Raw genomic sequence first — 25,883 nt, forward strand, 5'->3', positions numbered from 1 at the left:
ACCTCCAAAATCGGAAGTCTAGCTTATTTCATAATTCCATCCCTTTATCCTGTTTAGGTTTAGTTTGTTCTGATTTTGTTTGTTGGGAATACTCTTTCAATGCTCCTAACGTTGAAGGTTTCTCTTCTTTCGCAGCCTTCTCCTCCAGGGATTTCTTTCTTGTTTTTAAGATTTTTATATTCTTAACAACAAGGTTACTGAAGAGTTTTCCTTCATACTCATCATACTTCATCTGACCTGTTAACTTAACAAAATCCCCTTTCTTTAATTGCTCTGCAAAGTCAGCCCGTCCGTTATAAGCTATTACCTTCGTAAATTGCGTATTCCCCTCTTCATCATTGCGTGCTATGGAAAAATTTGCAACTTTAAAATTCTCACCATCCGCACCTCGAAATACGTTAACTTCAACATCTTTCGTAACATTGCCAACAAATTCAACATTAACTAGGGATATTTGGCTCTTATCAGTTTCTAATGTTTCAATAATCGCATCTATATTGGAATGCAACAAACCTGAAATTGAATCATCATCCATATAGGCCTGGTAGACTTGTTCCAACAAGTCTGGGTCTGAAATATCCTTTTCAATTGAAATAATGGCCTTGGTAAAGTCTGCATAGTTTTCTTTCAACATATTTTCTAAAGTTGATTTCATTTCTTCAAAATTCATATTACTTGCTCCTCTTCTATTTCTTCTTTATACTGACTTTTGTAGTCACGTTCTTCAACTTCAGCTTTAAAAGCTTGAATTTGTGCTAATGTGGAAGGTCGTTTTTCCTCTCCATCAACATCATAGGTTGATTCAAAGACATCACTATCCTTAATATCATGGTCATAACGGTCTGTAATTCCATCGTTATCTATGTCATGATCAAGCGAATCTCTCGTGTAAGGTAAACCGAGCATTTGACAGGTTGTTTTCTCATCAATTGATAGTAAATCGTCTTTGGTGGAATGTTCTAAAAATAATTTAAAATGCTGTGCTTGCTCATCTGTTGTACTTCCATCAAACTGACCTGTACTTATATCTGAATCTGCGAAGGTTAATTTCCAAGAAAAATTGGACAAGTCCACACTATACTCAATATCATATTCACCAACGTTACTTTTGCTCTTGGCTAAGTAGACTAAATCTCCAGTTGAGAATATATCATTGAATTGTTCTTCTTTACTTTGATTTGATTCTTTTCTGGAGCCATACTCACGATCCATAAAGTCAACAATCGCTACTTTAACATCTTCAAGTAAGGGATTGGGATTATCCAGTTCTTCTACTTCGCCCATATCCAAGATACGATTGACCTCTGCTAAACGCAAGGTCTTTTCTTTTAAAATATCAGCCTTTTCAAATGGTTTTGTCACCTCTTCTTTTGCTACCTGGAGCTTGTATTGGACATCTGACAGTCTATTTTCTAGCTTGGATAGTTCTTCATCAATCCGATCCAAAACGTTGTCTAAACGCTGAATATTGCCTTCTGGGCTTTCGCCAAAATGACCATTGTAAGAAAGATTTCCCTCAATCACAAAATCCATTGCTTGAGCAATCTGATTGAAGAAGGCTGAAAGCTCAAATCCACGATAGTTGCCAATAGGCATACTGCCTTCAGCTGGAACCAATGGTAAAATTTTCATCAATTCTTCTGCTGCTTCTTTTTTGTCAGAATAAGTCTTACCTAAAATCTCCATTCCGTTAAATAGGCCATCACCTTGTACTTTAGGCTCACGTCTTTTAATATCTTTATTTACTTTTTCAATTTGCCCTTTTAATCGAGTAATCTCTGATGGATAATGTTTTGCAATTTTATCTTCCAACTGATAGAGGTTAGATTTATAATTGGATTCCAACATTCGTAACTTCGATACTTCAACATCTAAATCCATCTTTTCTTTAATAAGTGGATTACCCGTCGCAAGAGCTTTAATTTCTGCATAGTTCAAGGTATTCTCATCAACATCATCAGCCACGCGAACAGGTGTTTTTGAGGTCATAATTTGGGAGATAAACTTTTGCTTATTTTCAATGGTCTGCCAAAGGTACGCATCAAAGGTATTCTCGGTCACATAACGGTAGATATAGACGTCCTTGTTTTCATTCCCCTGACGCACGATACGACCAGACCGTTGCTCCAAATCAGCTAGCCTCCAAGGAACATCTAAATCATGTAAGGCTATTAGTTTACTTTGAACGTTTGTTCCTGCTCCCATTTTCGATGTAGAACCAAATAAAATGCGAACATCTCCACTTCTGACCTTGGCAAAGAGTTCTGCCTTTTGCTTTTCATTATTCGCATCATGTATAAATGCAATTTCATTTTCAGGAATTCCGAGTTCAATTAACTTGCCTTTCATATCATCATAAAGATTAAACGTCCCATCCCCTTTTGGTGTAGACATATCACAAAAAACTAGCTGTGCTGACCGTTGTTCGCTCGATTTTTCCCAAATAGAAAAAATATTTTTTGTGCAAACATTGACCTTACTCTCCGGATCATCTGGTAGTAAGGTATTGATTAACCGTTGATCCAAGGCAATCTTTTTCCATCATTTGTTATTTGCAACATATTATCTTCATGAGGCTCAACTTTTCTATTCCGAACCTTATCAGCTCGTTCAGATAAAGTCTTTAAAATTTCTTTCTGATGGTTCGTAGGTCTGGTTAAAATTGTTTCATAATGGGCTTGGGGTGTTGGTAAATTCAAAAGGTCTGCAGTTTTAATATCAGCCATTTCTTTAACAAAGGACATGAGTTCAGGCAAATTATAAAATTTTGAGAATCGTGTCTTACTACGATAGGAGTCACCCTCTGGAGATAGTTCGATGGCAGTAACTGTTTCACCGAATGTAGAAGCCCAGGAATCAAAGTGGTGTAAGCCTTTTTTCTCTAGGTCATCATATTGGAGATAACGTTGCATTGTGTAGAGTTCACTCATCGAATTTGACACTGGTGTACCTGTCGCAAAAACAACACCCTTTCCACCTGTCAACTCGTCCAAATAACGACACTTCATAAACATATCTGAAGATTTCATAGCTTCAGTTTGGCCAATTCCTGCCACGTTTCGCATTTTGGTATAAAGATAAAGATTTTTGTAGTTATGAGCTTCATCAATATATAGTTTGTCAACTCCCAATTCTTCAAAGGTGACAACATCATCCTTACGGAAATCATCATTTAATTTTTTTAGTTTGGCTTCTAATTTCTTCTTAGTTCCCTCAAGTTGCTTGACAGTAAAGTTTTGGTCTCTTTGATACTTATATTCTTCAATAAACTCAACTATATCTTGAATTTGACATTTTAAGTGCTGCTCCTGATATTCCTTACTCATCGGAATCTTCTCAAATTGAGTATGTCCAATAATAACTGCATCATATTCACCAGTCGCTATCCTACCAACAAACCGTTTACGATTGGCAGGTTCAAAATCTTTTTTCGTGGCCACCATGATATTGGCAGCTGGATAAAACTCCATAAACTCCCGTCCCATTTGTTCCGTCAAGTGGTTTGGAACAACAAACAAAGCTTTATTGCTCATGTCCAGACGCTTACTTTCCATAGCACTGGCAACCATCTCGAAGGTTTTACCTGCTCCAACAACATGAGCTAGAAGTGTATTGCCGCCGTATAGTGTCCTCGCAATAGCATTTTTTTGATGAGGACGTAAACTTATATCTGATGTCATTCCTTCAAGGGATAAATATTGACCATCATACTCACGATTTCGTATAGAATTAAATTTCTCATTATAGAGTTTTTCTAAACGATGTCTTCGCCTTTGGTCCTTAAAAATCCAATCCTTGAAAGCTTCTTTGAGAAGTTCTTGCTTCTCACCTGCTAACATAGTTTCTTTCTTGTTTAGAACTTGTCTTTTATCACCACCATCAGAATAGACAGTATCGTACACTCTAGTATCACGCAAATTCAATGAATCTTCAATGAGTCGATAAGCATTTATCCTACTTGTCCCATAAGTCAAATTTGCTAAGTCATTGCGACTGTCTTGTGTCTTGCCATCAATCTTCCACTCTGATGTAAAAGGAGAAAAATGAACATTTATTGCTTGTTTAGCATAATAACCAGGCTGTAAAGTGTCAAAAATAAACTGATTGATATCTGATGTAGGAATCCAAGTTGCACCAAGTCGTACCGATATTTCACTTGCGGTCAATTCTTTAGGCATGACTCCCTGAAGTTTATCTCGCTGAAATTTCAGTTCAATTATATTATCAAGAACATCCTTATCTGGATTTTCAATTGCTTGATACCTTTCAATGTAAAAATCCATGATTGCCATTTTCTCACGAATATTTCCACTAAGGTATTGGTCTGCTGGAACATACGTTAATCCCATTTCTTCCATACCTTTCTCTGAAAATGGAAGTAATGTTGTTTCGGGATATATGTAGGGAATATCGAGATATATCTCGTCTTTCAACTCTTTTACGAGAACTTCTCTCGCTTTATCGGTCAACTTGGTCATATAGTCAAAGTCAACTCTTCCCTTTTCTGAAATTGAAAGTATCAAAGCTTCATGACTAGATTCACAATGCTCGACAACTTTTGCTTTAGCAATCGTCCGTTTAAAGAAAATATCCCCTTTCCCTACAAACTTACCTTTATCCAGTTTCTCAATTGATGATACTAATGGATAGTTACTATCCTCTCGCAAATTCCTACGGTTTAGTGTAGAGTTAATATAGTCATGATTGGCTTTGAAAGTATCATAAGCTTTATTTAACCTATGTTGACTTTCTTGAATTAACTCATCACTAGCATTTTCTTTTTGAAGTTGAATGACTTCCTTCAGACTTTCGACAACCGCTAGATAATTTTTTAGTCTATTGATTTCCTTGACTGTCATGTGTTGCCGAATCATCACCGAATCTTCACGAAAATAAGGAATTCCATCTATCATGGTATAAGAAAAATTCTTTACATGATCCAAAGCTGGAAGTATGTCCTGCTCATCATTGATTTGTTGATCGATTTTAATATTTGGTATCTCACCTTGAATTTCTTCAACGGCAGTTGTCAATTGTACACTCAAATTTTCCTCATTAGGAATACAAGCTAAACTTGGACCAAATCTCCCAGACACTTCTGTCATTTTACCCAAGACCATCTCTGGATGATCTACAAAATACTTATTGTAAGTAAATCCATTCTCATCTCTTGCTAAATGTATCCAGTCAACATCTTGCTCTCGAATCACATCTCGCTTCTGCAAGAAAAGAATATCACTGGTAACTTCAGTTCCTGCCAAACCTTTAAAAGTTGAATTTGGTAGCCGAATGGCCCCCAATAAGTCACACCGATTAGCCAGATACTGACGGACTCGACTATCTTGTTTGTCCATGGTTCCAGAAGAGGTCACAAATGCAATCACTCCACCACTGCGAACCTTGTCGATAGACTTGGCAAAGAAATAATCATGTATCAAGAATTTTTCTCGGTCATAATCTCTATCCGAAACTTTAAAATCACCAAACGGAACATTTCCAACTGCCACATCAAAGAAATTATTTGAAAAGCTTGTATCTTCGTATCCTTGTATTTGAATAGTGGATTTTTGATATAGTTCTTGTGCAATCCTACCGCTGATTCTATCTAACTCTACACCATAGATTTTTGAATGCCCCATTTCACTTGGTAGGCGACCGAGGAAGTTTCCAACCCCACAAGAAGGCTCCAAGATATTACCATTTTCAAATCCAAGATTCTTCAATCCCAGATAAATAGCGTCAATGACCATTGGTGGTGTATAAAAAGCAGTCAAGGTGGATTCCTTGGCTGCTTGAAATTCTTCTGGACTAAGCAATTCTGTAAGTTCATTTCGTGCTTCTAACCATTGTCCAGTTTTCTCCTCGTTAAAAACATCAGCCAGACCACCCCATCCAACATATAAGGCAAGTGATTTCTGTTCTTCAAAAGTAGCTCGTCTACCTTCCAAATCTAATTTTTTTATGATTCGAATCGCTTCTAAGTTATTGTCTAAGCGTTCGGAGGGAGAGACTGAATGTGGTAAATTATCTAGAATGTAGTTATCTAATAAATCAGGTTTCCTAGTGGACTGTGAAGGAGTGAGATGGTCTGCAGAATTTATAACTTCCGCAACAGATATTGTGTCATCAATACTGCTATCATCAAACGCTGAATCATCAAAGAGATCCAACTGCTCATGCTGACTGTTTTCTTCTATCAGCAAACTAGTTTCTAGGTTTTGAACATACTCATCAATTTCAAACTTAAAACGGTCCTCTAACTCAACAACATAGCTAACCTGACCAACTGTATCAATTCGTGCTACAAGTTCATCTTCCAAAAATACATTAACTTGACCAGTGTCCAGTTTATCAAATTCAAATAATGGTGATTCTTGAAAATTAGAGAATATCTGTTCATTGTAAGGGTAAAGCTTGCTTTCATCATCAGACAGATAGGTCTCATTTTCTAAAAGTCTATCAATTTCACCTGCAACTTTCCTCCAACTAAATGTTTCGTTATAACCATCAGCCTTTCTTGTCAAGTGTAAGCCTCTGGAGTCATAATTGTAGGAAATAGGAAAATTAGGACCAGTAGCACCACCCCACCCATATTCTTTTTGTAAAAAATGAGCTTGAATTTTTATATCTTCCTGACTAGAAAAAAAGTGAGCAACTCTAAGTCGCCCACCTCTTGTACCAGTACCTTTTCGAAGTACATCATGCAATTCTTCAAGTGATATTTTATCTAAATGTAAATTAGATTCTCCCGGACTTGTTCCTTGACGGAGTGACGAAGATTGTTCATCTGACTGGTCCAACTCAGCATATCCTTGGTCTTCAAGTCCTCGGTCAACTTCCATTCTTGAATCAGATGACTTTCTATTTGTTCCGCCATGCTCTGTGATTCTTTCTCCACTGCTATCAAATGTGGAATCAGCTGTCCTGTCTGATATAATTCCAAAAGTAGTTCGGTCTTGTTCTCTACCTTGCTCAGAAACTCCAATCTTTCCTTGGCGTAGAGAGCTTTCCCAATCTCGTCCCGAATCTGTTGATTGGTTCGAAGGGTCTGTAATGTTAGACGATAAATCACCTCTACTATCTCCTCTGTTGATTGACAGTGACTGAAGTCGTTGACTGTCAAGGTCGTGTTCATCTTCTCGATCAGTAATGCTTGATTCATCTATTTGTCCTCCTCTTTCTTCTACAACCTCATTATACCGCTCAATCAGTTCTTTTGTCTGCTCTTTTAATGTAAGTTTCTCATACTTTTTTTGATGAATAATCCTGAGAATTTTTTGCGACATTCTGGTCAAATAATCACCAAATATCAGAAACTGACGTGGGCTAAATTGACCGAGACCATTTTCTAGCAAGTCTTGGTTCAGTTTTAGTTCAATACCAAGTCTATTTGATAATACAGCTTCAAAACTTTGTTCAATAAAGCGTAATAAGTTTGATTCGGTTTCCACATCTAAATTCATTCCGACAAGAACTTTTGAACCAATACCCTTCGTTGCAATATTTGCAAGATAGCGAATTGCAGCAACCTCATTTTCTGGTCTAAGCGATAATCTCTCATGAACAAGGTCTGCTAAAATGGATAGATCCTGACCTGCTTCATATTGCCACTCCACAATTGGCTTGTTATCTCTATTCATCAAAACTGTCTGACTTATGTCAAATACATATCCAATTGACCTTTTGGATTGTTTATTTAACAAAATTGGAATCCCTTTTTGACCTCGTCTAACAATATGGTCAACTGATTTCCAGGATTGAAAGTCTGAGCATAAACTGGCTGTCGGTCTCTGATGAATAATACTCATTTGATTTTGAAAGTCAAAACCAACAACATAGCCCAAGCGTGCTAACAGTCTCTGATAAGCATCAACATCTGAGAGATAGTAACTGGATAGGTCTCCGACATAGTTGGCATAATCTTCAACTCGCATGACTTCTCCTTTCTATCCCTATAAAACATGTTCGGACTTAGGTTTGTTCGTTTGCTCTTTTTCAGGGACTGGACAAGCAAAGTGCTGTCCAAAGTCCACTTTATTATCATCTACATCTTTAGAGATAACTGTTACAGAAGTTCGTACCACATCCGATACACCAGTAGAGCGAATGGTATACGACTGGCCGAAAGCTAAAAAGCAAAGATTTCCTTCGTCAGTCAAAAGAACATCAACTCCATTTTTTATGTCTTGCTCCGCAATAAAATCGAAAATATTATGAAGATATGATTCATAGTCTAAAGGAATATTCATTTCTTTATGATAATCATCCTCGAATCGTAATTGAAATTCCGAATGGTAATCTGGTAGCGACAAAAGTTTTGATATAATATCGTCTATCTCCTTGTCATGTCGCAAAGATTCTTCGTAATTGCTCTCGTAAATTGATTTCTTGTGTAATAGTTTCATTTGATTAACTCCTTCTGATATATTTGTTTTACGATTGCCTCTAGCACTGATACAACTATTGAATTTCCAGCTTGTTGATAGAGGATACTGGATTTCTTGTTGGTTTTTTCTGGATATACAGTTCGTAATAAATCAAAGTCTAAATCAGTAAATCCCATCAAGCGGAAACATTCTCTTTCTGTTAGATAGCGATATTTCCCATTTGTAAGTTTAATAAACCCAGCATTTGGCACTCGTGTTTGCTTCGTAGAAATGGTATAGCAATAATCTTGAATGATATGAACTCGTTCAGTAAAAACTGACTGACAAGCTTTTTCAATATATTTTAGAATTGAAGGTTGGGTAACCAGATACTTATCGGCTACATCTTCCTCCAAAAATACCTGAATCGACGGAGATTTCATCCGTTTTAATTTTGAAAAATCGAATGGGTTGACTTTGCCTAGAAAACTAACTAAAAAGACTCGTTTCCGTTTTTGAGGTATTCCAAAATCATAACTATCTAATACCCAATAGCAAGATGAATAACCTAAAAATTCTAGTTCAGTTAGATATGCTTCAAAAGTTGGTTTCATTTTCTTGTCTAGTACACCTACAACATTCTCCCAAATGACCCATTTGGGTTTTTGGACTGTATTTTTTAAAATCAAAATTGTCTCAAACAATAGTGAACTTCTCGTATACGAACCTTTCTTTCCCCCTCTTTTTAGTCCAGACCGTGAAAAATCCTGACAAGGACTACCATGCATTAACAGGTCAATCTGCATATTTGGTAAGAAATACCCTTTAACGGATTGAGGAATAAAATTCTCGTTATAGAGGACGTTATAACTTTTTACGCAATTCCTATCTATTTCGACATAGTCTATCAATTCATGAGGGATTTCCTGATTAAGTAATGCTTTTCGAAAAGCACCAATTCCACCAAATAATTCAACAACTCTCATGGTTTTCATCTGCTTTCCCCTCCTTTTCTATAGCGGCTAATCGTTTACCAATTTCATAAACAACAGGTACTGTTACTGCATTACCTGCTTGCTTATACAATTGCGAATTGGAAGAAACACTACTGGCTCGATTAAATACCCAGTCAGGAAAACCCTGTAAACGAAAACACTCCCTTGGAGTTAATTTACGAATCTGCAATTGATTCGTTACAACTCCAAGAGAGTTACCAGTTACTAAAGTTTGTGCAACCTGTTTTCCGACTCGTCCTCTACGAAAACTTGATGATGGATAAGCAAAATTAAGCGAGTCACCTTCAACAGCTATCTCGAATCCCTTATTCGTATTTGAACGTATGTAAAGTCCTCGTTTCCTCGGTATGCGTTTTTCCAAGACAACTCCGTGTCGATCTTGTGCCGTTAACGTGAACATAGGTTCTGTTGGGTCTTTCATCCGCCGTCCCCTTTGCCTTTTAACCAATTTATCAGGTGTTAGAATAGGATAAGCAATTTTTACCCCCTCACCTTTATTAGTAGTCAAAGTAGGGGAAATTCCGTTCGATGAATAAACATTTCCATTTAACCCGCTTCCTGAAGGATTTATATTTCCTAGACATGTTGGACTTGATAAATTAGTCTGTTTACTTTTTCGTCCGATAGGAAAAATGAACTGTCGACTTCTTCCTCTAGAATGTCCAATAATATAGACTCTTTCCCTGTGTTGAGGGACACCAAAATATTTGCTGTCAAGTACTTGCCATTCAACATCATACCCCAGTTCATTAAGCGTGGTGAGTATAGTTCGGAACGTCCTCCCTTGGTCATGATTGAGTAAGCCCTTAACGTTTTCAAGCAGTAAAAACCGTGGTTGGATTTGTTGGGTCGCTCTAGCAATCTCGAAGAACAGAGTTCCTCTAGTATCTTCAAATCCCAATCTTCGTCCAGCGAGCGAAAATGCTTGACAAGGGAATCCACCACAGATGCAATCAATTTTTCCTCGGAGCTTTCGGAATGACTTATTGGATATTTCTCGTATATCATGAAATTCAACTTCTCCTCCCGTATCAAAAATAGCTTGGTAGGAATTTCGAGCAAAGCGGTCTATTTCACAAAAACCTACACAAATGTGACCAGCTTGTTCAAGTCCTAATCGAAAACCTCCTATCCCTGCAAATAAATCCAAAAAATACATTTTTCCTCCTTTCTGACAATAGAAAAAAGCGACTAGATTTCTCTAATCGCTCTAATGATTAAGTATCAAAAAGTTTTTTTAAGTCTGAAAATACTCAGGTTTTATTTTATCAATCAAGGTGCTTGCGATGGAGTTAACCCCAACATGCATCAAGATTGGATCTTCAAAATCTACCTGACTTGCATACTGTCTTGCAATTTGATGTGCAACACTAGCCTCAAGTCTGTATTTAGATGCTTCTAACAAAGCCTGTGCTAATTCATTACTATACAAATCAACAGGGCTAATCACAGTTTTTGCCATTGGTCTAACTCCTTTCCATCTTCAGATAAATATATCTTATTTACCTTCATTATATCACAAAAGTCTTGATTGTGAATGGATAACTGCTTAAATGAGAATGGCTTACGAAATTCTTCTAAAACATCTGCTTTTGAAACCATTCCAGCCTTATATTTTTGAAGTAAACCAGTCGGATTATCGTCTGTCTGAACTCCATAGATAAAATCAAATTGATGAATAAGCTCCGTTGAGCGAAGCCGATTCTGAAACACGAACTCAGCAAAATCTATTACATCATTAGAAGCCTTATGACTATTGAAATAGTGACACTTGTATTTAGAAGTTGTAAAGATGGAAGGAAAATCTGTCAGTTCAAACTCTAAAATAATCCCTTCCTCATCCACATTCCCCAAAAATTTCGAACTAGCATTATTGGCATTTAGAAATTCTACCAAACGATTGATATATTTTTGAGCTTGTTGAAAATCCGAAGTGATATAAAATCCAGCACCAAAATCGAGTTCATGTCCTAAGTTGAAATCTACCTTTATCCCATTCAACAAAGACGGAAGATGTCTTTTTAAAGTAGCATGATACCATTTATTATGTGATAAATTTTTAATTTGCTTACTTGTTAAATCCATTTCAATACCTCTATAGTCATTATACAAAAAAGGAAAACAATGTCAAACTTCCTCTTCTCCTTCACTTACGTAATCATCATCTTCTTCAAACTCTTCAAAGTTGTGTTCTTTTTTGGGTTTAATGACCTTCATATAGTAACCTGCACACAAAACTCCTATAAGAAATAGACCTATGATAATATAGCTACCAACTGAAGAATTTTGTTTCGGTTCTTCTTTCTTGGCAGGTTTTTCTTCGACAACTTCTTCAGTCTTTTGTGGTTTGACTGCAACCGTATTAGTTGATTCAATTAGGTTAAGCAAATCCTGTTCTGAAACTTCTGTTAGTAATTGGACATTCTGTCCACCTTTATCATGATCAATAATCAGATGAAACACCTTACCTGATTTACTCGTGAATGTGACAAATTGTCGCTTGGTTGCAACGGATTCGGTAATTTCATAATCTTGATTATTAGCATCAACATTTTCTGTAACTTGCCCCTTAGCATTGCTTTGCTCTGAGGCTTGAGGATTAACCGAAACTGCTACTGGCTGACTATTTGTGTCTAGATTTGGAGAACTTGCATAGATAGTTTGGCAACCACCAAAAAGCAAAACCAACCCAGCCAACTTCACAAAACTACTTAATCGTTTCATGCGACAACTCCTTTTCAAATAGAACTTTTTTAGTAAATTCTTCAAGTGATAGATTTGATTTTTCAAAGACAACGATGACCTCTTCATAAATTATATCTTGTTCATCCTGCAAAACCTGAGCCAAATCTTGGTCAAGTTTTTGCTTTTTTTCTAGTAACTTTTCTTTCTTTTTTTGCAACATTTGAATATCTTTACGCATATATTCCTCCTTATAATCCAAAATTGATGTAATAACATTGTGCCGCCATCTCCCGAGGAAGATAGCCTGTTGAAATCACGAATTCCCCTTTAACATTCATTTCTGATATAACGATACTTCCATCAGGATTAACTCGCTCGACAAACGCAATATGACCGTAGGTAGGGTCCGCATAGGGTACAGTTGGTGGCATACATACTGCGGTACCAGCTCGTGCCTCCCGACTAACTGGATAACCGTATTTTGTAGCGTAGAAAGCCCACTCTCCTCCATTTCCCATTGGGGAATGTTGGATTGGCTTTCCAAGTTGTGAAAAGCGATTATATACATACCAGGTGCATTGCCCAGGGTAACCACCGTTTAAGGCTGCAACATGGCTAGGATTTGGTGGCGGAAAATTACCACCTGTCAAATTTACGTCGTAAACTGATGATACATTTCCTGGAAGACTGATTCCTGTACCTGAAGGAAAAGAAGCTTCTAAGTTCCCTTTCGATTCTCGTAGTATCTTAAAATGTTCTAAATTATGTGGCTTACTCGCAAATATTTCATGAACTAGACCATCCATATCTTTTTTTGAAACCGTTGCGACTAATTTTCGATACAAATATGGAACTCGTTTTTCTACAATAGTTTTCTTCCCACTTATGTCAAGCACTTCTTCCTTGACTGTTCGGTACCGGATTTCCTTCTCCTCTTGGTAGGAAACATGATACATCTGCTCAAATAATTGTTTCATCGCAGGTTCAACACTTGCTTGGTCTTTTATTTCACCGAAACGAGCTGTCAGATAAGCTAATAAGACATGCGGATCATGGCCAATTTGTTCCCTACCTTTTACAATGTATTCATCATATCCAGGTTTTGATTCCTTCAATCTCGTCAACTGATTGGATAAAGTCAATTCATAAGTGGAGAAAATGTGATTCAAGGCAATTAGCATTTCCTCTGAAGATAAATAAGATGTGGTGGTAAGCTGGTAAGAAACTGATGATAAAGCACCGAACATAAATTCACTATTAGAATAAGCAACCGTCAACAGTGAAAATACAGCCAAAACCAAAACTAACATACTCTTCCATTTTGTGGTAATGTATTGAACGAATTGTTTAAGTATTTTTATTGCTTCTTCTTTTATCCTGTCTCTGAATCTAGGAAGGTGTTTCTTACGTATTTGTTGCCTCATTCGATGACGATACATCGCTTTGCGGTAGAATGATTGCCGTTTAAAAATTTTATCTTCCTTCAACAAACGATACTTATATCGAAACTCCAACTGCGATTGTCTTATCTTTGCCTTTTTTGTCGGTTTCTTCAAAGTCTTTTTTCGATTAGATTTTTGGGCAATCTTCATAGTTGTAGTTGCATGGATATTCAACGCTTTTGTTGTTGCATCCACTGCCACATTCTCCTCAGCTCCCGCTTGGAGATAACTAGCTGCTAGAAACTCACTACTGGCTATTCCTGACATTACTTTTTTAAATGGAGTTCTTTGGATTCGACCAAATTTTGTATTTTCAATGGTTTTTAATAAACGGTTATTCTTCCTATCCTTGACGAATTCAATAGGTTCATTTACTAATGATTTTATCTTTTCGTGTACCTGTGCCTGTCCATTTGGAAATCTGAGTGGTTTATTTGGTTTTACCTTAATGTTATTTTTTGACGGAAGACGCCCCTTATATGTTTGATTCATAGTAGTTTTTGTCAAAGCATATCTTGGTCTTCTATCAACAGGTAGTAGGCTAGTATTTGACGTGGGTTTGGATACTAAAGAATCAATTTGACTATCTTTGTTATTAGTAGAATCTAGAATAGATCCCTTATCAACAAATACTTTTGCTTCCTTTTTTACCTGTCTACTTGAAGATTGCTTTCTTGTTCGTGTTGAAAACTGATTCTCTCCAATCTTTACCTTTTCAATGACAGCATTTGATTGCAGAATATTACTTGAGAATAGGCTAAATTTTGATTGATGTAACTTTTTTTACCAGGCATTTATAGACAGATCTGTTTGTCCAACCGTAATTGTATTATCATTAAGATTTGGCTGAAATTGCTCTGAACTTTGACAAGCTTCATCAATTAGAGTAACCATTTTATCATTTTGAAGGTGCTGACTATTCTTTACAAACATTCTTCTGATATTCGGATTTTTTGATTCATCAGAAATGATGATTTGAGAGTTTCTATTGCCCGGAATAATCCGACTTGAAAGAATAGAATCATCATTAACTTTTACATTCCTATCACCTTCAATTATTGAAGCTGTCTCAACAAAACCAGTGGAATCTGCTTTATTTTGAGATAACTCTAAACCAGTTTCAAATGGTGATAAAGGTCTATCTGAGAAAATATTGCCACGCTCTTTAACTAACTCACCTTGACCGTGTATTCTTCTCTTCTTTTTTCTAAGTTGAGAAGTATTTTCTTGGCTTTGGTGATGAATAAGTATTGTTTCCCCCTCATTTCTACGATGGGAAAACTTTGAGTCTGCATCAACGATTCTACTTTGACTAGTCTCAAATCTACGAAATGGACTTTCGGGATTTTTTCTAACATTTGACTGATTGCTCAGAGAAACGCTTTTTCCCTGAATATGACTAGTTTTTGACTCTATATCCCCATGCTTCTTTATATATAATTCAGTTGAATTAACAAAGTCTTCATGTATACTTACAAGTCCAGGAGGTCGGGCATCCATCTCAAGAGGGGGTGGTTGAATATCCTCCTCAAAACTTGTTTTGATTTCTGAATGTAGACTAGTCTGGACATTAGTTGCCTTGTCGTTCTGTGTTTGTGAAAATTTTTGATTTTCAAAAGAATTACGTTGATTTAATTGAACTTGTCTCCTCTGTGTCGGTGGCCTTGATTCAACTTGTAATCTTTCTGGTGGATGAGACTGTTGCGAACTTTCCTGATTAACTATTTTAGTTCGTAAACTATCAAGTTGTATAGTTGATTTGTTTGCGTCTTGATTGTTAGAATGTGTTTGCAGGGATTTATCATTTGATTTTTGGTGAATATGATTCTTTTTTTCTGACGTATCCCCTTTAAGATGGTTACACTCTAGTTTACTTCCCTTATGAATAATTTGGTGCTGAAAGCGAACTTTCTCATCAACCGCTCTCCCAGAAAAATCTTGTACTTCTTTCCGTTGTACTATATCAGGTTTAGATTTAGAATAGCGTTTCTTATTGGTCTCTCGGACCATTCGTTTTGACTTTCCCATTTCTCACCTAGCCTTTCTTGACCTCCTCTGGTTTGGTAGTCATCTTTTGATACAAGAGTGTATTCTTAGGAAATTGATCTAAGAATGGGACAATGGTATTTCCAAAGAATAGTAGCCCCTCACCTGCATTAGAGTTTGTCACGTAATTAAGCTGATAAGGTGAAATTTTTAGCTTTCTAGCTAATATTTCTCTATCCCCAGAAGCCTGGTTTAACATCATGATAAAATCGGTGTTATCAAAAACATTTTCAATTTCTTTGCTTGCCAATAAATCCTTCACGTTCTGGGTTAATCCAGTTGGAATACCTCCCCACTTCCGAAACCTCTTCCAAATTTCAACAGAATACTGAGCTGTTTGTTCTTCCTTTAGTAGTAAGTGAAATTCATCTATATAATATCGAGTTAACTTTTGGCTCTGCCTATTTTGTGAAACCTTGTTCCATACCTGGTCTTGAATAACTAACATACCAATCTTTTTCAATTGGGTTCCTAACTCTTTAATATCGAAACATAAGAGGGACTTATTCAAGTCAACATTGGAACGATGATTGAAAACATTAAGGGAACCTGTCACATAAATTTCCATTTCAGTCGCTAATTTCCGGACAACACTTTCCTCCTGTTTTAACAATAATTCATATAGGTCTTGTAAAATTGGCATATTCTCTGGTATCGGATTTTCAAAATACGCTTCATAGATTTTGGGAAGACACCTATCGATAACTGACTTTTCTGCTGCAGTTAAACCAGAACCACCTACAACCAATTCAAGCATAGACATAATAAAATTCGCTTTATCCTTCAAAGGTGCATCCCCATCCCCATAGTTAAAGTTTATATCCAAAGGATTTAGGTAATCTTTTGATTTTGCTGATACATGAATAACCTCTCCACCAAATGCTTCAACTAGAGCACCATACTCTCCTTCCGGATCACAGATGAGAATATCATCATCAGTTACTAAGATAGCATTGGAGATTTCACGCTTTGCTGAGAATGATTTTCCAGACCCTGGCGTCCCCAAGATTAAACCATTGGGGTTCTTTAGTTTCTTTCTGTCTGCCATAATTAAGTTATGGCTAATGGCATTTAGACCATAATAGATGGATGTACTAGAGGTCATGAATAATTCTTCAGTCATAAACGGAATAAATACTGCCGTGCTTGAAGTTGTTAATTGCCGCTTTATTTTAATGCAATTCATTCCTAAAGGTAGTGCTGATATTAAGCCTTGCTCCTGTTGGTAATCCAAACATTTCAGCATACAATTGTGGCGACTGCAGATGGTCGCCAACTGGGAGACTGCATTGTCCAGTTTAGCTTTTGACAATCCTTGGTTTAGAATGATAAACGAAACGAGAAACATCTTCTCGTCACGACTTTGTAAATCATTCAATAGGTGTTTCAAATCAGTACCGTAGGTCATCAAGTCTGAAGGAATAATATCTAAATCATAACCAGAACGATAAGCTTTCTTCTGCTCTTCCATCGTCATCCGTTGAACATCGGTGAACTTACGTTTGACTAACTTTATCGCATCAACTTGATCCAAGGCTTGAATATGCAATGATAGAACCATATTCTCCTCTAGTGAAAGTAATTCAGTTAAGAATCTATCAGACAATTCTGATGCTAATATCTGCACATGACTAGTCTGGCATAGGACATTATCCATTGAAAAATACTTCTTCTGAAAGTGAATTTTATCTGGTACGATTATAGAACGACAATCCCGATTTTCAAATTCATCAGGTAATGTAGATAAGTGCTCAGTCGGGTTCAAAATATGATGAAGTACAATCAAACGTTCAAAACCGTTTAATACAGTAGAACGAATTCCCATCCCTTTTAAATGAGATTGTAAGTCAATTTCTAGCCTTGATAATACAACCTTTGCTTGCCTATACGAATCCTCTTTTACACCAAAAACGATATACTTTGTCTGCCTTAATCCATTATTTCCTTTCTCCAATTGATTTTGAAGCATAGTCCTAAACTCACTTCGTATTTCCTCAAGTCCGTCATTTTTAATTGGGATTGTAATTGCATCAGCTAATTCTTCTAACCTTCCAAGTTGATTCGTAAAACAGAGTTGCAATCTGGTATTGTTATCAAAACTATTTAAAAATGAAGCAAACTGATTGAAGATGTAATCTCGTTGCTCTTCCAATGCTAGTTGGTAGTTGATGTCTTCAAAAGCAATCATTTTAGTAAAATAGCCATCAGTTAGTCGACAAATCCCATTCTCATACACTTTCTCAATAGGAATTGTATCTTCTACAGTAAAACATTTTTCACCTAATTCAAAAAATGATTTTATAGAAGCTACAAACGAATTTCCTTCCTGTTTTGCTGTTTCCTTTTGTATCTTTTTTAGTTGGGCCTGCTTCACTTCAAGAAATTCTTGTGCCTGTTTTCTTTTTCTTTCTGGTCTCATGTACCTCCTCCTTGAATTATGCTTTATAAAGTGCTTTTTTATACCGCACACATGGCTGATAGTGTTGTTGTAAGAAAATATACTTTAGATAGATTTCACTCGTTAACCCATCTTTTTCATAAAAAGTTAAAAATAAGAAAGGGAAAGCAAGAATAATAAAGACTAACATTGCCAAATCATTTCCAACACTTTCCCTAATTGATAAATAAACAGGCAGACTAACAAAGCCTGCCAATGAAAAACCAATTAACTGACGCTTGGTTAAATTAAATGCTATTTTAGTTTTTACCTTGGATAAATCCTTCGGAATTTGAACGTAGGCCATATACTCTCCTCTCTAGTGGGCATTCATAATCGACCTTGCAAGTGTACCAGTTTTCAACATCATGAATCCTAGCAGAACTGTATAACCTAAAATGGAAAAGACGGACATATGAATATCCGTCATTTTTACACCTCTAAGTAATACCGCATAGATTCCAAAACAGATAACGAGGAACAAACCTTGCAGAGCCAAAGCGAACAGTCCACGAATGTAGTTATGTCCAAGTTGGCCCCATTCCCTATTGCCAAGGGTAGCAAATGGTAAGGCAGCAACCGAACTATAAGCATAAATTTCGAACATTCTTCCATAAGTTATGATAAGAATGATTAAGGAAATAATCTGTATCGTTAGCTTAACCGCTTGAAGTTCAAAAACAATACCAGCTAATTCACCAATATTCTTATCTTTTAAACTGTCAACCATTGCTGTAATCTGTTCGGATGATATAGATGTTTCACCATGAATGACTCCTGTTGCTTGTCCAATCATGTGTTGACCCATATCGAATGCTGCCATGGCAAATTCAAAAGCATGCGATACCAAGTATACTGCAACCCACATCTTAATGACATATTTGAAAAATTCAAACGTATCAACTTCTGCCATATTGTTCTTTTGCATCACTACTTGGATCAATTCTAAACATAATACAGCTGTAATTACCAAACCAGCTATTGGTAGTACGACACTATCATTAATGTGTTTGATAAAGGAAAACACTTCAGCATTGAACTGGCTTGGCGACTGACCGACCTGACCAGATACAAAGTCTAATTGATGATTCAAGTCAGTAAACATACTTGTCAAAGTCCCTTTTATCATATCCAAAAGAATTTCTTGAATCATCTCTTCTAGTTTTCCGAATATATCAAACATAGCTCCTCCTATTGGATTAAATTAGCAAGCAGAGGAATTAGTTTTAAACCAATTAACACAATGCCACCACCTGCCATCAGTTGCTTGATACCCTGTGACTTAGCTCCTGGGTTATCGTTACCATAACCTTCCATGAGGTTAATAACGCCCCAGGCACCTAAACCACCGCCAATTGCGATAACCAATGTTTTTAAAACATCCACTCCTTGTGTGAAAAAATCCATTACTCTTCCTCCATTTCATCTTGTTCAATTTTATTCATTGATTTAACAATAAAATTCTTGTATACCTTATCACCTTTACGATTTTCTTTAAAGTAACCGAAAACATGGATAAGATCTCCCTTTTCAAATTCTTTTGCAATCTCTACCTTATCACCATAGGCAGAACAGTTAGTGTATTCCTTACCCTTTCCATATTTTTTAACAAGGGAGAAATTTACCACTGGGACAATTCCGTCCTCGGAATCAAAACTTGAAAACACAACATCTTTTACAAGATGAGCGTTAATATTTATCATTTCATGTTCCATAATTTTCCTCTTTCTATTTTTTCTTTACGTTTTGTATATGTTGGTGGTGCTCTAATCCTCATAAGCGACCTCCTACAATTGAATAACCTTTGTATTCTCAGTCAGTTTGACTCCACCTCTTTTCTTGAGATACTTTTCAATGTCAAACTTGTTTCTCTTATCAAAATCCTCTAATAATTTGTAATGCTTGTGCTTGGTAATATCATACTTATCTGAATAAAATGGCCGTGTACCACGAATCTCAAGAATACATTTTCCACCATCCATGACTTTTAACTCATCTCGAGACATTAGCTCCTTTCCTAGTTTCTGGTAATTCAGACCAAATGATTTCTGATTGGACCTAGTTTCACTTGTATTGTATAGTTCGATTGTTTCTTTACCTAAATTCTCCGCTAATTCTTTCAAAGTAGTTCCTTCTTTGCCACCAAGGAATAACTCGGTGTCACAGTTTCCGATAATTGTATCTGCATTATCTTTATAAATGGCTTTAAGTTGGGATTTTGCTTGAAGAATGATAGCAGCAGAAATTTCACGAGAACGAATGGTAGCAATCAACTTTTCAAATCGTGGAATTAAACCAATGTTGGCAAATTCATCTAATAGGCAACGTACATGTACTGGTAATCGACCACCATAAACATCGTCCGCCTTGTCACAGAGTAAATTGAATAGTTGCGAGTACATAATGGAAACCACAAAGTTAAATGTGTCATCTGTATCAGAAATTATGACAAAGAGTGCCGTTTTTCGGTCACCAAGAGTATCCAATTCTAACTCATCATCACTCATCAATTCTCTCAACTCTTCAATGTCAAAAGGTGCTAGCCTTGCACCACAAGAAATCAAGACTGATTTTGCAGTTTTCCCAGCTGCTAACTTATACTTTTTGTACTGTTTAACAGCAAAATGATGAGGCTTTTTCCGTTCTAAAGCTAAGAATAGATAATCAATGGCATTCTTAAAATTCTCATCATCTTCACGCACCTCACTAGCATCCAACATTGCAAGTAAAGTATTAAAGTTTTGTTCTTCCTTAGGACTTTCATAGTAGATATAACCAATAAGTGCCGTGTAATAAAGTTTCTCAGCCTTGACCCAAAAATCTTCTCCAGCTTTTTCACCCTCACCCTTAGTATTTGCAATGATTGTCTGAACTAACTTGAGAATATCTTTCTCGCTTTTCAAATAAGCGAAAGGGTTGTATTTCATGGATTTCTTGAAGTTGATTGTATTTAAGATTTTTATCTGATAACCGTTACTTTCTAACATCTTGCCACATTCTAAAACTATCGTCCCTTTTGGGTCTGTTACACAGTAACTAGAATGCATTTGCATAAGATTGGGTTTTACAAAAAATCTTGTCTTACCACTCCCAGAGCCACCTACCACCAGAATATTTTTATTTCTGGCAAACTTTGGGTTTGACGGTCGGGAATTCATAGTTAGCTTTTCGCTATTTGTCAACAAAATATTATTCTCAAAAATTGGATCCTCATATGGTTGAATATCTTTCCCATCTCCCCATCTTGCAGAACCATATTCAACTCCATGTCTAAATTTTTTTGCATGACGCTTTTTGGAATACATCACTCCCCAAACGCTTATAGATAAACCAATACCGAGAAGCAAATCATCAAAACTTGGAATGAATATCCAACTCATAGATTCAATTTCTAAAATTGCTTGAAATAGCCTATCTAATACATCACCACCTTTAAAACTTCGGATATGGTGGCCTAAACAGGTTCCAAGATAGAAAAAAAGAAGATAGGGTATTAAACTCTTAATAAGTGTTCGCCTATCTCCTATTGGAATACTATTTAGAATGTCAAGTTTAATTTGTTCGATTACTTCAATCCTATCACCTCCTACAATGACTGTTCCTGATGTTTTTGTTTGATTTTCGGTTTGATTATCTGTTCTCCAAGGGATTTTTGATACTGTTTGATTTTTTTTAAGGTTGACTGCTTGATTCTTGTTTTCTTTTCAGCTTTTTGAACTGCTTGTTTGAATGAGTGTTCTAAAATTGCTGTGTCTTTCGCTTGAAAAAATACTTCAAAGTTTTTGTTCTCTTTATTTTTTAAAATAGAGAACCGAACACCATGTTTATTTAACTCCTTCTTTAACTCAAGTAATTCAGGCTGCTTCATAGGAATATTCTCTAGAGCTCCCTTGCCGACCAAATCTTTTAAAGGAACCTCTCCTTGTTCACTTTTCTGTGATAAATATTGTTTAACTGATAACTTATTTGATTCAGCCTCCTTAGCCAATACTTTTAAAGCTGCTACTATCAATTTAGCTGATACCTTCGCCAGACGAAGATTTAATGTAACCAAACGATTTCCAACATCCTCATTTATCATCTGATTTCTTATCCTTCCACATTATCATTCCTATTGAAGTAACTAGGCACAATAAACTGCTTACTATGACTAAAAAAGGATTTAGAACTGTATCACCAGTTTCGGGCAATTTTTCAGCCACTATTTTCTTGCCAGAATTGTCATTACCATTCGCTTGCGTTTGACTAATTTTCTCTTTAGATTTCTCTGGATAATCTGATACAGATCGATTGGACTCTTGATTTTTTGGTTTACCATTTTCACCCTCTGTTACCTGTGGTAGGATTGGAGATTTTGAATTATCATCAGTCTCGTTTTTGTTCGGAGTTTGATTCTGTTTTTGCACCTTCTTTGTACCAACCAATATTATTTCTTTTACTGGTTCCAAAATGACTTCCTCTTCAATTTGGACGTCACCATTTTGAACACCTCTTAGGTAATTCGTAACGATAATCACTCTTTTCTGACCGTTTTTACCTTCTTGAATAGTTTTCTCAATACCTTCTTCAAGTGTGTCATCTATTTTTTTCTCCACTTCGAATGGAATATCAAGCAATTTTTCAGAACTAGTGATAGATTCTATTGGTTTTGTTCCCACTTTGACCACTTCATCAACTGGTGCTCTTACAACATTTTCAGATATATTGATTGGGTCACCAACCTTCTCCCCCTTGTTTGTCTTGTAAGTTGTAACTAAATCTACAAGCCCTGGAACGCCATTTCTCACAATAATTCGCTCATCCTCAAACAACGAATCATCTTCCTCAACAAGAACTCCAAATGGGGCTATTACACTGTTTTTTTCAGTAGTCTCTCCTTCTATTTTCTTAGTTCCAATTCTTACAACCTTATTAACTTTTATTTTCGTTTCAGTAGATTCTGAATTAAATGGTTCAGGATCTCTTACACCCTTAAACGTTTTATAGTGGTCATGAATAGTTACCTCACCGTTCTGACCCTCAGTAACAATTACAACTTCACCTTCATACATATTTGGATCTGATTCTTCAATTACATCGAATGGTACAATCTCTGTTCTTGATATTACTTGTTCATCTTCAATTTGTTTCGTCCCATACTGAATGATTTCGTCTACCGCTTCTTTATTTATAATAGTTTTCGTATCAAGCAATTTTTGTGTTCTAGTACCTTTTCTTGTTTCGAATGTTTCTTGAATTATTCTGATACCTTTACTACCTTTACTAACAATAACTTCTTCATCTTCATACATTTCTGAATTTTCTTGACGTATTACCTGGTAGTTTATTTCCTCTTTCCTTTCAACAGTCTCCTGGCCAACTACCTCATTCACAATAATTTGATATGGGCTATTATCTTTTAGTAAAATTCTTGTTGGAGGAATACTTGCAAACACATATCCATTAGGTGGTGTCACTTCAAGTGTTACCTCATCCCCTCTGTTGCCGGTTATTGTATGTCCGTCACCAACTTTTTCTCCATCCTCTGTTACAAACTCAATTTTCTTAGAAATTGATTCAGGAATAACAGGAGTGTTATCAACTTTTTCAACAACCTCAATATAGTTGTGATTAGAAGCAAATAAATCAAATCCATGTAGGTTGCTTCCATCACCAATCGACATAATTGCAAGACGAGTTTTTAACGGATTGATTGTAGAGTTTTTCCATGAGTTGATTCTTCCACTCGTCTTGTATGTTTTTCCGTCAATTATAAATTCAATATTTGAATTTACTTTTTGGTCGGTCACATTCAATTGCTGAACTTCCTCTTCAGTAAGTTCTTTCAAATGCTTAATAGATTTCCCTGTTTGTGGTTCTATTGAAAACTCACTATTTAAAACTAAGAAATATTTTTTAGTAGCTGATTTCAACCCCTTTAGTCTACCATCAATGATGTTAGTTGATAACTCCTTGTCACCAACCTGCACTTTTAAATAGCCTGCATTTGATTTCTGATATGCTGAAGCCATTTCATAGTATTGTGGAGTCTGAAAAAATCCTGTGACTAATTGACCATTTGTATCTAGTACATTGTCTGCTTCTGTCAATTCAAAATACCCGTGATGAGAATTTCGAGTTGTTAGAAAAGCATATGCAGTGTAAGAAAGGTTCCCGTATATATTATAAATATCTTGACCTAAATAACGGTTCAATTGATATTCAACCATTCCATAATCTAATAATGGAACTTCACGTCCATCAATCTCTGCGATTAGCTTACCGAGTTTATCACGCCTAAAATCTGACAAAGTTTTAGGTTGTCCATTGACTAATAATTTGTATGGATAAGCTTCAGGAATACGAATAGCCTGATAATTCTCAGTAAGGCTCGAATGTGCCCCCTTAGAAATCTCCAAACTTGTATCTGTATAATCAACAACGAATTGATTCCCATTTAGAGTACCCCAATCTTTACTACTCCCGTCTACATCATTTCGATGAGAAATTACTTCATTGGCATATACTGTAAATGAATTTACAGATGAAAGTTGTGTGGAATTAAGACATATAAGTCCTATGGAAAGAGAAACCAGTCCAATTGTTAATTTACGCAGACAAAATTTACATTTTTTTGAAATCATAAGTTATTTCCTCCAAAATCTTGTTTCACTTGGTTTGAATAATAGGCACCAATAGTCTGAGGTGCATTAAAAGCTGTTGTTAAAATATAAGCACGGATATTTCGAATGTTTGTATCAACCTTTGATAAACACTCGCAGATGTAGTCAATATGATACATTGTCAGCTGTCTAAATCTATCTTTTACAAAGTCAATCGGCAATCGCATCTGATTGATTGAAATTGTTCCATCATGCTGATAAAACACATCAGCAATAACTGGTAAAACCTCATCCCATTCACATAATTTTTCTCGACACCCTGACTGTACTAATAATTCATACTGTACTTGTTTCTTTAATTTCTCAAGTTCATCCCCCTCTTCAATAGATTGATTGATATAAAATGAAGTAACATCTGTTGTATTATTTGTTGTATTATTTGGTAATGGTTGGTTCAAATTGACACCATGCATTAGGTCATTATGAACTAATGCAGTAGAACTTTTAGAACGAGTGCATTGGGTCAAATTGAACTTTTCCATTGGGTCATTTTGACCTAATGCATTGGTTAATGTAGAATTTATTCCTTCATCCAATGCTTTATCTGCAATTTGATTTCTTTTTATTTTTACCATCTCCTGTAATTCAAAAATTCTTTCAAAGTCCAATGAATACCACTTGGTTTTATCTCTTGGATCTTTATTGTAATTAGCAGTTAAAAGAAAACCTGCTTTTTCGAGTTTTGAAAAAGTCCTCTTAACTGTTTCATAACTAAGATATGAAAAATCGGACTCATGCCAAGCCCGAATCGAATTATATGTCCAATATCTACCATCGTGGAAATTTTTCCCATTTTGTTTATTTACTTCTAGCCAGAAATTTATTTGTTGGAGTACAATTGCTTCATTCAAACCTAATTCTCTGGCCAAGACAGGATTTGCGACAATTGGTCGCTCATCAAACAAGAGAGCATTCATAGACACCTCCTATAAAATTCTTTAAAAAGAAAAGCAACCAGAAGAATTCTGATTGCTCGATAAGTTTAAAACGAATGATGCATGATAGATTTAATGAGATTTATTGATATAATCAAACCAAAAAATAAACCAAAAATAGTTAAAAGTATTGAGAATATTTGATTAAATAGCAATATACTTACTAATTCTTTGGTGTAAGTCAAAATGTTAAAAAATTATAAAGGAAAGCTAAAAAAGCCCGTAGAATCAGGCTTTTACGCTGAGTTAATTCTAAAAAAAGGTACCAAATTTTCTTTCAATTTTATTGGCTTT

General features: G+C 35.9%; 19 protein-coding genes and 1 pseudogene. All 20 read right to left on the reverse strand.

Going from position 1 to position 25,883, the window contains the following annotated elements; all coding sequences use genetic code 11:
- Positions 1 to 28 precede the first annotated feature (28 nt).
- The 20 genes and pseudogenes from ACTQZM_RS04790 to ACTQZM_RS04885 all read right to left on the reverse strand — a co-directional run bounded on the left by ACTQZM_RS04790 (position 29) and on the right by ACTQZM_RS04885 (position 25,571).
- Positions 29 to 670, reverse strand: a complete 642-nt coding sequence (locus tag ACTQZM_RS04790; RefSeq protein WP_024380847.1) for a single-stranded DNA-binding protein — start codon at positions 668 to 670, stop codon at positions 29 to 31.
- Positions 667 to 7,934: pseudogene (locus ACTQZM_RS04795) on the reverse strand (DEAD/DEAH box helicase family protein). Before ACTQZM_RS04795 ends, ACTQZM_RS04790 begins: the two are co-directional and overlap by 4 nt.
- A gap of 18 nt (positions 7,935 to 7,952) precedes the next feature.
- Entirely contained in the window at positions 7,953 to 8,405 is a 453-nt protein-coding gene (locus tag ACTQZM_RS04800; protein ID WP_441653062.1) for a hypothetical protein, read from the reverse strand.
- On the reverse strand, positions 8,402 to 9,361 hold the full coding sequence (locus tag ACTQZM_RS04805; protein WP_441653063.1) for a DNA cytosine methyltransferase: 960 nt from the start codon (positions 9,359 to 9,361) through the stop codon (positions 8,402 to 8,404). The genes ACTQZM_RS04800 and ACTQZM_RS04805 overlap by 4 nt, the downstream gene beginning before the upstream one ends.
- On the reverse strand, positions 9,339 to 10,541 hold the full coding sequence (gene dcm / locus ACTQZM_RS04810) for a DNA (cytosine-5-)-methyltransferase (RefSeq protein ID WP_441653064.1): 1,203 nt from the start codon (positions 10,539 to 10,541) through the stop codon (positions 9,339 to 9,341). Before dcm ends, ACTQZM_RS04805 begins: the two co-directional genes overlap by 23 nt.
- Before the next feature lie 78 nt (positions 10,542 to 10,619).
- On the reverse strand, positions 10,620 to 10,844 hold the full coding sequence (locus ACTQZM_RS04815; RefSeq protein WP_014636996.1) for a hypothetical protein: 225 nt from the start codon (positions 10,842 to 10,844) through the stop codon (positions 10,620 to 10,622).
- Entirely contained in the window at positions 10,829 to 11,467 is a 639-nt protein-coding gene (locus ACTQZM_RS04820; protein WP_172025728.1) for a DUF3990 domain-containing protein, read from the reverse strand. Before ACTQZM_RS04820 ends, ACTQZM_RS04815 begins: the two co-directional genes overlap by 16 nt.
- Before the next feature lie 42 nt (positions 11,468 to 11,509).
- On the reverse strand, positions 11,510 to 12,106 hold the full coding sequence (locus ACTQZM_RS04825) for a CD1107 family mobile element protein (protein WP_441653065.1): 597 nt from the start codon (positions 12,104 to 12,106) through the stop codon (positions 11,510 to 11,512).
- Positions 12,090 to 12,305, reverse strand: coding sequence for a hypothetical protein (locus ACTQZM_RS04830; protein ID WP_441653066.1), 216 nt, complete (start codon positions 12,303 to 12,305; stop codon positions 12,090 to 12,092). Before ACTQZM_RS04830 ends, ACTQZM_RS04825 begins: the two co-directional genes overlap by 17 nt.
- A 10-nt stretch (positions 12,306 to 12,315) precedes the next feature.
- Positions 12,316 to 14,016 carry a CD1108 family mobile element protein gene (locus ACTQZM_RS04835; RefSeq protein WP_441653067.1) on the reverse strand — a complete coding sequence of 567 codons (1,701 nt, stop codon included), beginning with the start codon at positions 14,014 to 14,016 and terminating at the stop codon, positions 12,316 to 12,318.
- A gap of 276 nt (positions 14,017 to 14,292) precedes the next feature.
- Positions 14,293 to 15,537 (reverse strand): hypothetical protein, encoded by a 1,245-nt coding sequence (locus tag ACTQZM_RS04840; RefSeq protein WP_441653068.1) that lies wholly within the window; start codon positions 15,535 to 15,537, stop codon positions 14,293 to 14,295.
- A 7-nt stretch (positions 15,538 to 15,544) separates the two neighbouring features.
- Entirely contained in the window at positions 15,545 to 17,974 is a 2,430-nt protein-coding gene (locus tag ACTQZM_RS04845) for a VirB4-like conjugal transfer ATPase, CD1110 family (RefSeq protein ID WP_441653069.1), read from the reverse strand.
- A 16-nt stretch (positions 17,975 to 17,990) separates the two neighbouring features.
- Positions 17,991 to 18,299: a PrgI family protein gene (locus tag ACTQZM_RS04850; RefSeq protein WP_441653070.1), complete on the reverse strand. Its 309-nt coding sequence runs from the start codon at positions 18,297 to 18,299 to the stop codon at positions 17,991 to 17,993.
- Between the two features lie 12 nt (positions 18,300 to 18,311).
- Positions 18,312 to 19,175: a VirB6/TrbL-like conjugal transfer protein, CD1112 family gene (locus ACTQZM_RS04855; RefSeq protein ID WP_024380858.1), complete on the reverse strand. Its 864-nt coding sequence runs from the start codon at positions 19,173 to 19,175 to the stop codon at positions 18,312 to 18,314.
- A gap of 8 nt (positions 19,176 to 19,183) precedes the next feature.
- A complete protein-coding gene (locus ACTQZM_RS04860) occupies positions 19,184 to 19,399 on the reverse strand; it encodes a Maff2 family mobile element protein (protein ID WP_014637003.1) in 216 nt (71 codons plus the stop codon).
- Positions 19,399 to 19,707 carry a single-stranded DNA-binding protein gene (locus ACTQZM_RS04865; RefSeq protein ID WP_313921330.1) on the reverse strand — a complete coding sequence of 103 codons (309 nt, stop codon included), beginning with the start codon at positions 19,705 to 19,707 and terminating at the stop codon, positions 19,399 to 19,401. Before ACTQZM_RS04865 ends, ACTQZM_RS04860 begins: the two co-directional genes overlap by 1 nt.
- Before the next feature lie 72 nt (positions 19,708 to 19,779).
- Positions 19,780 to 21,549, reverse strand: coding sequence for a VirD4-like conjugal transfer protein, CD1115 family (locus tag ACTQZM_RS04870; RefSeq protein WP_441653086.1), 1,770 nt, complete (start codon positions 21,547 to 21,549; stop codon positions 19,780 to 19,782).
- Positions 21,550 to 21,578: 29 nt separating this feature from the next.
- Positions 21,579 to 22,073 carry a PcfB family protein gene (locus ACTQZM_RS04875; protein WP_441653071.1) on the reverse strand — a complete coding sequence of 165 codons (495 nt, stop codon included), beginning with the start codon at positions 22,071 to 22,073 and terminating at the stop codon, positions 21,579 to 21,581.
- Entirely contained in the window at positions 22,063 to 24,615 is a 2,553-nt protein-coding gene (locus ACTQZM_RS04880) for a G5 domain-containing protein (protein WP_441653072.1), read from the reverse strand. Before ACTQZM_RS04880 ends, ACTQZM_RS04875 begins: the two co-directional genes overlap by 11 nt.
- Entirely contained in the window at positions 24,612 to 25,571 is a 960-nt protein-coding gene (locus tag ACTQZM_RS04885) for a DUF6017 domain-containing protein (protein WP_441653073.1), read from the reverse strand. Before ACTQZM_RS04885 ends, ACTQZM_RS04880 begins: the two co-directional genes overlap by 4 nt.
- Between the last annotated feature and the right edge of the window lie 312 nt (positions 25,572 to 25,883).

This window comes from Enterococcus cecorum, from assembly GCF_052119425.1.
In the GTDB taxonomy this organism is placed as follows: domain Bacteria; phylum Bacillota; class Bacilli; order Lactobacillales; family Enterococcaceae; genus Enterococcus_E; species Enterococcus_E cecorum_C.